This window comes from Saccharothrix hoggarensis, from assembly GCF_042678885.1.
Classification (GTDB): Bacteria; Actinomycetota; Actinomycetes; order Mycobacteriales; family Pseudonocardiaceae; genus Actinosynnema; species Actinosynnema hoggarensis.
In genome coordinates, this window is record NZ_JBHTLK010000070.1 from 1 (window position 1) to 11,930 (window position 11,930).

Sequence of the window (11,930 nt, forward strand, 5' to 3'; positions counted from 1 at the left end):
CCCCGCCGGCTGCGGCGGCTGCGCGTGCGCCGGGTCCGGCGGCGCGTGCGGCGTGCTCACCCGCGCCTGAGCGCCCGGCGTCAGTTGCGGCGGATGTCCAGCGGGAACGTCGCCAGCAGCGACGTCGGCATGCCCTGGCGGCGCAGCACCCGACCCCACAGGTCGACGTTGGCGGGCGTCAGCACGTCGTCCGGCAGGCCCTTCACGACGATCCAGTCGCCGCGCTCGATCTCACCGGCCAGCTGGCCCTCGCCCCAGCCCGAGTAGCCGGCGAACACGCGCATCCCGCGCACCTTCGGCACCAGGGCGTCCGGGTCGGCATCCAGGTCGACCAGCGCCACCGGACCGTGCACGCCGACCACGCCTTCGAGTGACGCCAGGTCTTCGCCGGTGCGCAGTGCCGCCAGGCACAGCGCGGTCTTCTGCTCCACCGGCCCGCCGATGTAGACGGCCTGCGGCCGGGTCACGTGCGGCCCCCACGACGGCAGCACGTCGTGCACGGCCACCTCGCTCGGCCGGTTCAGCACCACCCCGAGGGTGCCCTCGCCGCGGTGGTCGATCACGTAGACCACCGTTCGGCGGAAGTTCGAGTCGGTCAGGCTCGGTGCCGCGACCAGCAGCGAACCCGGTTCGACTTCGGCATCAGGGCGCACACCCGACATGATCTCAGACGACGCCCGACTCCTCCGGGGCGGAACATCCGGGTTACCGTGTTCGTTGTAGGAACCGTCAGGCGCCATCGAGTCCCCCGGGCCCACTTAACAGCCTTCGCGGAATACCGTCCGGCTGGAGCCGCGAAGTGCCACCCGCCGAGAGGCGACCGGGCGTCTGACGCCCGGAGGCCGGACCCATCGGGTCCGGCCTTCGTGGTTCCCGCCCTTCGTCGTTCCGGCGCGCACGGGCATAGGCTCGTCCCCGTGACCACTGCCCGGACCACCGCGGCGAAGCACCACCTCGGTGTCCGGAAACTCCTCGCGGTAGCGGATTTTCGCAGGCTGCTGGCCTCCCGGCTGGCAGCCCAGTGGGGTGACGGCCTCTTCCAGGCGGGCCTCGCGGGCGCCGTCCTGTTCAACCCGGAGCGCCACGCCGACCCGCTCGCCGTCGCCGCCGGGTTCGCCGTGCTGCTGCTCCCGTACTCCGTGGTGGGGCCGTTCGCGGGCGCGCTGCTCGACCGGTGGGACCGCCGCCGCGTCCTCGTCGTGGCGAACCTCACCCGCGCCCTGTTCATCCTGCTCACCGCGGCGGCCGTCGGGTTCGGCCTCGACGGCGTGCCCCTCTACGCCTCGGCGCTGTTCGTCACGGGCGTGAGCCGGTTCGTCGGCTCGGGCCTGTCGGCGTCCCTCCCGCACGTGGTGGACGACGACCACCTGGTGGAGGCGAACGCGTTCGTCACCACGCTGGGCGCCCTGACCGCCGTCCTGGGCGCGGCCTGCGCCGTCGGCCTCCGGTCCGTGCTGGGCTCGGGTGACGGCGGCTCGGCGTGGACGACGTCGTTCGCCGTGGTCGGCTCCCTGGGGGCCGCGTTCCTGGCCTCCCGGTTCGCCCGTGGCGTCCTGGGCCCCGACGCCGTGGACGAGCCGAGCCGGACCGTCACCGCGGTCGCCAGGGGCCTGCTGGACGGCGCGCGCGCCGCGTGGCGCGCGCCCACCGTCGCCGCCGCCCTGCTGGCCCTCCTCGCGCACCGCGCGGGCTTCGGCATGTCGCTGCTGCTCACCCTGCTGCTGATGCGCAACACCTTCACCGACCTCGGCCCGCTCAAGGCCGGGCTGGCCGGCCTGGGCGAGGTCGCCGTCGCGGGCGGCGCGGGCATCCTGCTGGCGGGACTCCTGACGGACCGCGTCGTGGACCTCCTCGGCCGGCGCGGCACCGTCTGCGGCGCCCTGCTCCTGGCCGCCGCCACCCAACTGGGCCTGGGCCTGCCGATGCTGCTGCCGACCATCCTGGCCGCGTCGTTCCTGCTCACGTTCGCCGGCCAGGTGGTCAAGCTCTGCGTGGACGCCGCCGTCCAGGGCGACATCGGCGACGAGGTCCGAGGCCGCGTCTTCGCCCTCTACGACACCCTCTTCAACGTCACCCAGGTGGCCGCCGTCACCGCCGCCGCCGCGATCGTCCCCCTGGACGGCCGCTCGCCCACCCTGGTCCTGGCCGCCACCGCCGCGTACCTCCTGGGCCTGACCGGCTACCTGCTCCTGATCAAGCGCACCCCAACCCACTAGCCCCGATGACCAGCCCCGCGAGGCCGCGTCGGTAGTTCGCGGCCCATCCCGCGGCGATCACGCTTTTCGATCGTCGCGGGATCGGTCGCGAATGACCGACTTCCAGGCGGCCGAGCCGCGACGCCGGAGGCGGCGCCATGTCACCGCGAGGCCGCGTCGGTCGTTCGCGACTCATTTCGTGGCGATCACGCTTTTCGATCGCCGCGAAATCAGGCGCGAACGACCGACTTCCAGGCGGCCGAGCCGCCGTCTGCGAAGCAGCGGCAAATTATCTGGGCAGCGGCATCCGGATGATCCCCGTCTCGTGGGCGTAGACCACGGCGGCCATCCGGTCGCGCAGGTGCAGCACCCGCAGGATCTCGGACACCACGGCGCCCACCTGGTGCTGGCTCAGCGCCAGCACCCGCGCTATCTCGTGGTCGGCGAGCCCCCTGGCCAGGCAGCGGAGCACGGCCCGCTGCCGGTCGGTCAACGCGTCCAACCCGTGTGCCCGGGTGCCCCCCTCGGACAGTCCCCAAGCGTTCATGCGACACCACCCCCAGTGCGCGTGTCTGACGCACACAGTCATGGTCTCGCAACAGCGCGTCACTGGCCAACCCCTCAGCACGAGATTGGTCACTTGGTGTCAGTCACCAGGGGGCTGGACGCCCTGCTCGCGTGCCCACTGCAGCAGCTCCGCGACGGCCTCGTCGTGGTCGAGCGGGCCGCGGTCGAGGCGGAGCTCCTTGAGGAACTTCCACGCCTGGCCGACGAGCGGTCCGGGCGGCAGGCCGAGGAGCCGCATGATCTCGTTGCCGTCGAGGTCGGGTCGGACCCGCTTGAGGTCCTCCTCGGCGGCGATGCGCTCGATGCGGCGCTCCAGGTCGTCGTACGTGCGCTGGAGCGCGTTGGCCTTGCGCTTGTTGCGGGTGGTGCAGTCGGCGCGGACGAGCTTGTGCAGCCGGGTGAGCAGGTGGCCCGCGTCGGTGACGTACCGGCGCACCGCCGAGTCGGTCCACTCGCCGCTGCCGTAGCCGTGGAACCGCAGGTGGAGGTACACGAGCTGGGCGACGTCCTCGACGATCTCCTTCGAGTACTTCAACGCCCGCAAACGCTTGCGCACCATCTTCGCGCCGACCACCTCGTGGTGGTGGAACGACACCCCGCCGCCTTCCTCGAACCGCCGGGTGTCGGGCTTGCCGATGTCGTGCAGCAGCGCGGCGAGCCTCAGCACGAGGTCCGGCTCGGGCGTGTCCTCCAGGTCGATGGCCTGCTCCAGCACGACCAGCGAGTGGTGGAACACGTCCTTGTGCTGGTGGTGCTCGTCGATCTCCAGCTTCATCGCGGGCAGCTCGGGCAGCACGACGTCGGCGAGCTTCGCCGTCACCATCAGCTCGATGCCCGCCCGCGGGTGGGCGCCGGTGAGCAGCTTGGACAGCTCGGCCTGCACACGCTCGGCGGTGATGCGGCTCAGCTCGCCGGACATGGCGGTCATGGCGTCGAGGACGCGCGGCGCGACGGTGAAGCCGAGCTGGGACGCGAACCGGGCCGCGCGCAGCATCCGCAGCGGGTCGTCGGAGAACGACTCCTGCGGCGTGGCGGGCGTGTCGAGGGTCCGCGCCCGCAGCGCCTCGCGGCCGCCGGTCGGGTCGATCAGCTCGCGGTTCACCACGTCGTACGCCATCGCGTTGACGGTGAAGTCGCGGCGCACGAGGTCGCCCTCGATGGTGTCGCCGAACGTCACCTCGGGGTTGCGGGTGACGCCGTCGTAGCTGTCCGCGCGGAACGTCGTGACCTCGACGGTCTGCTTGTGCTTGGTCGCGCCGACGGTGCCGAACGCGATGCCGGTGTCCCAGATCGCGTCGGCCCAGCCCTTCAGCAGCGCCACCACCTGCGCCGGCCGGGCGTCGGTGGTGAAGTCCAGGTCGCCGGACAGCCGGCCGAGCATGGCGTCCCGCACGCTGCCGCCCACGAGGTACAGGCGGTGACCGGCCGCGGCGAAGCGGGCGGCCAGCTCTTCGGCGACGGGGAGGGCGCTCAGCAGTTCCACCACGGCATTGTCCTGCCCCTGGGAATCCTGGCCAGGAGTGGCGGTGGAGGCGATGGGTCCGGACACGAGGAGCCAGCCTACTGGTCGGGTGCGGGACGCCCGAACGACTTGCCCGCCGCGGCCACCCGCTGTGGATCACCTTGCGCAACAGCCCTGTCACGTCCCGTAATCGCTGGTCGCCACTACCATCAGGGCATGCCCCAGTCGTCCGGTCGCTCCGGCGGTCCCAAGCCGAGGCGCCGGAACCGGCGCCGCGGTCGCCGGCTGAAGACGGTCGACGAGACGTCGGCGGGCGGACTGGTGCTGGACTTCGAGCAGCACGTCGCGGCGATCATCGGGCGGCTCGACCGCCGGGGCCGGTTGCTGTGGTCGCTGCCCAAGGGTCACATCGAGGCCGGTGAGACCGCGGAACAGACCGCGGTGCGCGAGGTCGCCGAGGAGACCGGTATTCATAGCAGGGTCCTGCGCCCGCTCGGTTCCATCGACTACTGGTTCGTGGCCGAGGACCGACGGGTGCACAAGACCGTCCACCACTTCCTCCTGGAAGCGCTGGGCGGCGAGCTTTCCGACGAAGACGTGGAGGTCACCGAGGTGGCGTGGGTGCCCCTTGGCGAACTGGACGACCGGCTCGCCTACGCGGACGAGCGTCGACTGGTGCGCCGAGCCGCCGAACTGCTCTCCGAGTACCAGACGGACGGAGCGGAGTCGGCGTGAAACGGCTGCTGTCCGCACTGGCGGCGGCGGGAATCCTCATCGTGACGACGGCGTCGTCGGCGCCGGCGGCGCCCGCCGACAGCGGGCGGCTGCCCGTGCGGCCGGCGCCCGCCACGCAGGTGTGGGCGACGCGCGCGCTGTCCAACCAGCCCGGCCAGCAGTCGCAGGTGTGGCTGCGGCTCGACGTCGAGGAGATGACACCGCGGGTGGTCACCTCGGACGGGTTGGACTCGATCACCATCAAGGGCAAGGTGGTGAACGTCGGCGACCGCCCGATCGAGGACATCGAGCTGCGCCTGGAGCGCGGCGACCCGCTGACCGGCGAGGAGGACGTCCGCCAGGCGTTGCGCGAGCCGACCGACGCCGAGGTCGTGCAGCCGAACTTCACCCGGATCGTGGACCGGCTGGAGCAGGACGAGTCGAAGCCGTTCCAGCTGACCGTCCCGCTGACCGGACCCGGCCCCACGTCGCTGCTGATCCGCGAGCCGGGCATCTACCCGATCCTCGCCAACATCAACGGCACGCCGGACTTCGGCGGCCGGGCCCGGCTGGCCGCGCTGAGCACGCTGCTCCCCGTGCTCGCGCTGCCCGGCGGCGCCGCGCCGGCCGTGCCGCAGAACCCGGCCAAGATCACCCTGCTGTGGCCGCTGGCCGACCGGCCGCGCCTGGTCACCACCGCTCCCGCCGTCCTCACCGACGACGAGCTGGCCGGCTCGCTGGCCATGGGCGGCCGGCTGTGGAACCTGCTGAAGGCGTACGAGTCGGCGCTGGCGGGTCCGCTGGCCGGCGGCGTGTGCCTCGCCGTCGACCCGGACCTCCTGCGCACGGTCGCCGCGATGAGCGAGGGCTATGAGGTGCGCGGGCAGGGCCCGGGCCGCGGCGAGGACGACGCGGCGCTGTGGCTGGCCCAGCTGCGGCTGCTGGTGGGCGGCCGGTGCGTGATCGCGCTGCCCGACGCGGACGCCGACCTGGTCGCGCTGTCCCGCGGCCGGCTGACCGGGCTGACCGACCTCGCGCTCGCGGGCGACGACGTGGTCCGCGACGTCCTCGACGTGCAGCCGACCGAGGGGCTGGCCTGGCCCGTCGACGGCGTCCTCGACCAGCAGACGATGGCCGACCTCACCTCGCGCGGCGTGACGTCGCTGGTGGTCGACCAGTCGGCGGTGGCGGGCACGCCCGGCACCGGGCCGGTCGCGTTCGAGGTGCCCGAGGGCAAGCCGGTGACGGCCGTGCGCATCGACGGCATGGTGTCCGACGCGTTGCAGGGCGCGGCGACGAGCCGGCCGCTCGCGGGCGTGACCACGCCGACCGAGACCCGGCCGGTGTCGGTGCAGAACGCGCTCGCCGCGCTCACGTTCCGGGCCGGGTTCCAGAGCACCGGCCAGCACGTGGTCGTCGCGCCGCCGCGCCGGTGGAACGCGCCGACCGGCGAGGTCGACATGCTGCTGCGCACGACGAAGTCGCTGGTCTCGGGCGGGTTCGCGACCGCGGTGGGCCTCCAGTCGCTGCTCGCGGCGCCGCCCGACCAGACCGCGGCGCTGAGCTACCCGGTGGAGTCGGGCGCCCGCGAGGTGCCGCCCGCCGTCACCGCGGCGGTCGCCGCGTCGTGGCAGCAGCTCCAGCAGCTGTCGGAGTCGATGAGCCAGCAGGACGCGGCGTCCGCCGAGCCGGGCGACCTGGTCGACCCGCTGCGGCTGGACCTGCTGCGGACGGCGTCGGGCGCGTGGCGCGGCAACGAGGACGGCGCGCGTGACGCGCTGGCGACGGCGCACGAGGAGATCGCCGGTCTGCGGAGCCAGGTCACGGTGACCGAGCCGAACAGCCCGATCCTCCTGGGCTCCGCCGACAGCCCCATCCCGCTGTCGATCAAGAACCGGCTGGACGTGCGGGTGACCGTGCGGGTCGTGATCGAGGACACGCCGGGGATCGTCACCAAGCAGCCGGTGGACATCGTGCTGCCCGCGCGCGGCGACCTGCTGGTCCGCGTGCCGGTCGAGGTGCTGCGGTCCGGCCGGTTCCCCGTGCACGTGCGCCTGGTCACGCCGAACGGCGTCGACCTGGGCGAACGGGCCCGCCTGGAGGTGTCGTCCTCGGCGTACGGGACCATCACCGTCATCATCACCTGCCTGGCCGGCGCCGCGTTGGTGCTGCTCTCCGCCCGGCGGATCGTCCGCCGGGTGCGGGCCGCGCGCGCCGCCGCCACGCAGGTGCCGGACGACGCCAGCGGCGTCACGCCGCCGGAGAGGTCGAGCACGAGTTGAGCGGAACAACAACGGTGGACCAGGGACAACAGCAGGGTCCGTCGCTGGCGCGCGCCGGCGGCTCGATGGCCATCGCCACGATCGTCAGCCGGGCGTCCGGGCTGCTGTCCAAGCTGCTGCTGATCACGATCCTCGGCGTCGACGTGCTGAACGACTCGTACCAGGTCGCGACCACGCTGCCGACGATGATCAACGAGCTGCTCCTCGGCGGCGTGCTGACCAGCGTGGCGATCCCGCTGCTGGTCCGCGCCGAGAAGGAGGACGGGGACGGCGGCGAGTCGTACGCCCAGTGGATGATCACGATGTCCGCGGTGGTGCTCGGCGTCGGCACGGTCGTCGCGGTCGCGTGCGCGCCGCTGCTGACCGGGTTGTTCATCGACTCCCCGAACGCCAACCCGGCGCTGGTCACCGCGTTCGCCTACCTGGTGCTGCCGGGCATCGTGTTCTACGGGCTGTCGGCGCTGCTCGGCGCGATCCTCAACACCCGGCACGTGTTCGGCCTGCCCACGTGGGCGCCGGTGCTGAACAACCTCGTGGTCATCGTGACGCTGGTCGTCTACTGGCTCATGCCGGGGGAGATCTCGCTCGACCCGGTGCGGATGGGCCAGCCGAAGCTGCTGGTGCTGGGCCTCGGCACGATGCTCGGCGTGGCGCTGCAGGCGTCCGTGCTGCTGCCCGCGCTGCGCCGGACCGGGTTCCGGTTCCGCTGGCGGTGGGGCTGGGACCGGCGGCTGTCGGAGTTCGGCGGCCTCGCGTTCTGGGTGCTGCTGTACGTGGCGCTCGGGTTCGTCAGCATGGTCGTGCTGACGAAGGTCGCCACGCACCACGACGGCGCGATCACCGTGTACAACATGCAGTGGCTGATCGCCCAGGTGCCGTACGGGGTGCTCGGCGTGTCGCTGCTGACCGCGCTGATGCCGAAGATGAGCCGCGCCGCGGCGGCCCACGACAACGACGCGCTGGTCGGCGACCTGTCGTTCGGCAACCGGATGTCCGCGATCCTGCTCATGCCGTTCAGCGCGCTGATGACGGTCGCCGGCGTCTCGATCGGCCTGGCGCTGTTCTCGTTCGGCAACTCCGGCCTGGCCGGCGGCGAGGCGATCGGCACGGCGCTGGCGCTGTCGGCGTTCGGGCTGGTGCCGTACGCGATCACCCTGCTCCAGCTCCGGGTGTTCTACGCGTTGAAGGACGCGCGGACGCCGACGATCATCCAGGCGATCATCGTCGTGGTGCGGATCGGGCTGCTGTACGGGTTCCTGGCGATCTCTCCGCCGGACAAGCTCGCGGTCGGGGTGTCGATCGCGATGTCGCTGAGCTTCGTCGTCGGCGCCCTGGTCGGCCAGGTGTGGCTGCGCCTGCGGCTCGGCCGGCTGCGCACCGGCTACACCGCGTGGACGATCTGCCTCACCGTGGTGGCGTCGGCGATCGCGTTCGGCGCGGCCACCGGTCTCGCCTGGCTCGCCGTCCGCGTGGTGGGAATCGAGTCCCGCGTGGCGGGTGCCTGGGTCGAAGTGGTGATCCAGACGATCGTCGGGCTGCCGCTCAGCTTCCTGCTGCTGGCCCTGTTCCGGGTGCCCGAGGTCAAGCCCGCCGTCGCGAAGATCAGTCGTTTGGTGGGTCGCCGATGACGCGTGAGGTCCGGCCCGTTCACGTACCCTCGGCCCCGTGAGCAGCGGTCCGATCCAGAACACCTCGCTGGTGCCCGGCGGGGTGATCGGCGACGGCCGGTACCGGTTGCTGGCGAAGTCCGGTGAGGACCGCCGCTGCGACGCGCAGCTGTGGCGGGCCCGCGACGGCCAGCTCAACCGGGACGTCGCGCTGACGGTGCTGGTCGGCAACCCGGCCGACCACGCGGCGGCTGCGCGGGCCAAGCGGACCGCGGAACGCGCCATGCACGCCGCCAGCTTCACCCACCCCGGCGTGTCCCGGGTGATCGACGTGCTGACGCCCGGCACCGGGATCAAGCTCGACGAGGGCATCCTCGGCGTGGTCGTGGCCGAGTGGACCCAGGGCACCGACCTGATGGACCTGATCGCCGAGGGCCCGCTGCCGGCGGGCGCGGCGTCACGGCTGCTGGAGCCGCTGGGCGCGGCGATCGAGGGCGCCCACCACGCCGGGCTGGTGCTCGGCGCGGACCACCCGCAGCGCATCCGGGTGACGTCCGACGGCAGGCTGCGGCTGGCGTTCCCCGGCCCCCGGCCGGACGCGATCGCCCGCGACGACGTCAAAGGGCTCGGCGCGATCCTCTACCTGCTGCTCACGGGCAAGTGGGCGCTGCCGGACGGCCCGGACGGCGTGCCCGCCGCGCCGACGGGGCCGGACGGTTCCGTGGTCGCGCCCAGCGCGCTGCACCCGTACGTGCCGCACGAGCTGTCGTCGGTGGCCGTGCGGAGCCTGGAGGACACCAGCGTCGGCGGCATCCGCACCAGTGCCGCGATCCTCCAGGTGCTCGACCAGATCGCCCAGTCCGAGGCGCAGACGGCGCTGATCCAGCCGGTCAACGACGACGGCCCGGACGACGGCGCGGTGTGGACGACCCAGCGGCCGGTCCGCGACAAGGACCGCAAGCGCAAGCTGATGATCAGCGTGGCCGTGCTGGCGGTCGCCACGCTGGCCGTGGTCGTGTGGCTCGGCGTGCAGATCGTGAGCTTCTTCAGCGACGAGCCGTCCGGCGGCGGCGGGCCGACCGTGGTGATCGGCCAGTCGAACCCGCCGGGCCCGAGCGGCCAGCCCGCGCCGCCGGCGCCGCAGCCCGCCGGTCCCGTGCAGCCCGCGTCGGTCGGCGTGTACGACGTGACGAACCAGCCGGACAACGCCACCCGAGCCAACCGGTCGGTCGACAACAACCCCACCACGGTGTGGCAGACGGAGAACTACTTCCAGCCGTTCCCGGCCCTGAAGCCGGGGATCGGCCTGATGGCGGGCTTCGCCGAGCCGGTGAAGCTGGCGTCGGTGACCGTCACGTCGCCCAGCGCGGGCACCGTGGTGGAGATCCGGGTGGCGGGCTCGCCCGGCGCGCCGCTGCAGGAGACGAAGGTCATCGCGACCGCGACCCTGTCCGCGGGGCAGACCCAGATCCAGCTCAACGACCACGACGCGACCCAGCACGTCCTGGTGTGGATCACGAAGCTGGCGGGCAGCGGCAAGAACAACAAGTCGGAGATCGCAGAACTCGTCTACACCCGCGCCCAGTAACCTTCTGCCCCCCGCACCACCAACCCGCGAGGTCGCGAACGACCGACTTCCAGGCGACCGAGCCGCCGCCTGCGAAGCAGCGGCATTCAACCCAGTAGGCTCCGCGCGTGACCGCCGCAGCCAGCTCGGACGCAGACCTCATCTCGGCGCACGCCGCGGGCGACCCGCACGCCTTCGCCGAGCTCGTGCGCAGGCACCGCGACCGCATGTGGGCGGTGGCCCTGCGCACCCTGCGCGATCCCGAAGAGGCCGCGGACGCGTTGCAGGAGGCGTTCATCTCGGCCTTCCGCGCGGCGGCGAGCTTCCGCGCCGAGTCGCAGGTGACGACGTGGTTGCACCGAATAGTCGTGAACGCCTGCCTCGACCGGATGCGCAGGCGACAAACCAGGCCGACCGTCCCGTTGCCCGAGGCAGGCCCCGGTGAGCCGGTGGCGCCCCGCGACGCGATGGCGGAGCGGGAGACCCGCCTGGTGGTCCAGGCGGCCTTGAACGAGCTGCCCGAGGAGCAGCGGGCCCCGATCGTCCTGGTGGACGTGGAGGGGTACTCGGTGGCCGAGACGGCGCAGCTCCTGGGCATCGCGGAGGGCACCGTGAAGTCGCGGTGCGCCCGCGGTCGGGCCAAGCTCGCCAAAGTTCTGGGGCACCTCCGGAACCAGGGTGCAGATGCGAACGTCCCAATCAACGATGTGCAGGTGCAACAGGGACGTCAGTTGGAGGAACGATGACCGGCAATGCGCGGCGTTCAGGGCCGCCGTGGTCCGTCGACCTGCTGGCTGACCTGCACGCGGGGGTCCTGGACCCGCAGACCGAGGCGGAGCTGAGGCCCCTGGTCGACAGCGACCCGGAGGCGCGCGCGGTCCTGGCGGCCCTCGACGCGACGCTGGAGGACCTGCGGAACCTGCCGCCGATCCCGATGCCCCGCGAGGTGGCCGAGCGGATCGACAAGGCGCTCGCCGAGGAGGCCCGGCCGGCCGCCCCGGTGATCGACTTCAACCAGGCGAAGGCGCGGCGCGCCAAGCGGCTCGGCTGGGGCGCGGGGCTGCTCGCGGCGGCCGCGGCGGCCGTGGGCATCGCCGTGGTGGTGATCCCGTCGGGCAACACGCCGGGGGACAACGTCGCCCAGCCGGACAAGACGACGACCGCACCGGCGCCGGGTGCCACCCCGCCGGGCGCCACCGGCAGCCCCGGCAAGCTGCCCGCCGTGCGCGGGGAGAACTTCGGCCCGGTGTTCGGCGACGTGCTGAAGGCCCAGAACTACGGTCCGCTGGAGAACCAGGAGCAGCTCGCCGACTGCCTGCGCGGGGCGAACATCCAGGCGTCCAAGCCGCTCGGCGTCAGCCCGATCACGCTGAACGACCGGAACGCCGTGATGGCGATCCTGCCCGCGGGCTCGCCCGGCGCGTATCGGATCGTGGTGGTCGACCCCGAGACGTGCGGCCCGGACAACCCGGACGGCGTGCTCGCGAACACCACCATCGAGCCGTAGCCGGGGTCCACGTAGCGGAACTCACCCCG

General features: G+C 72.7%; 10 protein-coding genes. 7 read left to right on the plus strand and 3 right to left on the minus strand.

The annotated features are described in order from the left end of the window. Window positions 1-80 precede the first annotated feature (80 nt). Entirely contained in the window at window positions 81-662 is a 582-nt protein-coding gene (locus ACFQ3T_RS15720) for a YqgE/AlgH family protein (RefSeq protein ID WP_380724002.1), read from the minus strand. Window positions 663-917: 255 nt separating this feature from the next. Here ACFQ3T_RS15720 and ACFQ3T_RS15725 point away from each other — a divergent pair, with 255 nt between their 5' ends. Continuing rightward, entirely contained in the window at window positions 918-2,216 is a 1,299-nt protein-coding gene (locus ACFQ3T_RS15725; protein WP_380724003.1) for an MFS transporter, read from the plus strand. Between the two features lie 268 nt (window positions 2,217-2,484). Here ACFQ3T_RS15725 and ACFQ3T_RS15730 read toward each other — a convergent pair whose 3' ends face one another. Both ACFQ3T_RS15730 and ACFQ3T_RS15735 read right to left on the minus strand, forming a co-directional pair. Continuing rightward, window positions 2,485-2,742 (minus strand): response regulator transcription factor, encoded by a 258-nt coding sequence (locus tag ACFQ3T_RS15730; protein ID WP_380724004.1) that lies wholly within the window; start codon window positions 2,740-2,742, stop codon window positions 2,485-2,487. A 99-nt stretch (window positions 2,743-2,841) separates the two neighbouring features. Then, window positions 2,842-4,311, minus strand: a complete 1,470-nt coding sequence (locus ACFQ3T_RS15735) for a CCA tRNA nucleotidyltransferase (protein ID WP_380724005.1) — start codon at window positions 4,309-4,311, stop codon at window positions 2,842-2,844. A gap of 129 nt (window positions 4,312-4,440) precedes the next feature. On the opposite strand from ACFQ3T_RS15735, the gene ACFQ3T_RS15740 reads away from it, so the two are divergent. The 6 genes from ACFQ3T_RS15740 (at window position 4,441) to ACFQ3T_RS15765 (ending at window position 11,901) form a co-directional block, all read left to right on the plus strand. Beyond that, window positions 4,441-4,959 carry an NUDIX hydrolase gene (locus ACFQ3T_RS15740; protein ID WP_053714528.1) on the plus strand — a complete coding sequence of 173 codons (519 nt, stop codon included), beginning with the start codon at window positions 4,441-4,443 and terminating at the stop codon, window positions 4,957-4,959. Continuing rightward, window positions 4,956-7,220 carry a DUF6049 family protein gene (locus ACFQ3T_RS15745; protein WP_380724006.1) on the plus strand — a complete coding sequence of 755 codons (2,265 nt, stop codon included), beginning with the start codon at window positions 4,956-4,958 and terminating at the stop codon, window positions 7,218-7,220. The genes ACFQ3T_RS15740 and ACFQ3T_RS15745 overlap by 4 nt, the downstream gene beginning before the upstream one ends. Window positions 7,221-7,234: 14 nt before the next feature. Further along, window positions 7,235-8,848 carry a murein biosynthesis integral membrane protein MurJ gene (gene murJ / locus ACFQ3T_RS15750; protein ID WP_380724007.1) on the plus strand — a complete coding sequence of 538 codons (1,614 nt, stop codon included), beginning with the start codon at window positions 7,235-7,237 and terminating at the stop codon, window positions 8,846-8,848. A 37-nt stretch (window positions 8,849-8,885) separates the two neighbouring features. Beyond that, entirely contained in the window at window positions 8,886-10,415 is a 1,530-nt protein-coding gene (locus tag ACFQ3T_RS15755; RefSeq protein ID WP_380724008.1) for a protein kinase family protein, read from the plus strand. A 107-nt stretch (window positions 10,416-10,522) separates the two neighbouring features. After that, window positions 10,523-11,140 carry an RNA polymerase sigma factor SigM gene (gene sigM / locus ACFQ3T_RS15760; RefSeq protein ID WP_380724009.1) on the plus strand — a complete coding sequence of 206 codons (618 nt, stop codon included), beginning with the start codon at window positions 10,523-10,525 and terminating at the stop codon, window positions 11,138-11,140. Further along, a complete protein-coding gene (locus ACFQ3T_RS15765; RefSeq protein WP_380724010.1) occupies window positions 11,137-11,901 on the plus strand; it encodes an anti-sigma factor family protein in 765 nt (254 codons plus the stop codon). The genes sigM and ACFQ3T_RS15765 overlap by 4 nt, the downstream gene beginning before the upstream one ends. The last annotated feature ends 29 nt before the right edge of the window (window positions 11,902-11,930 follow it).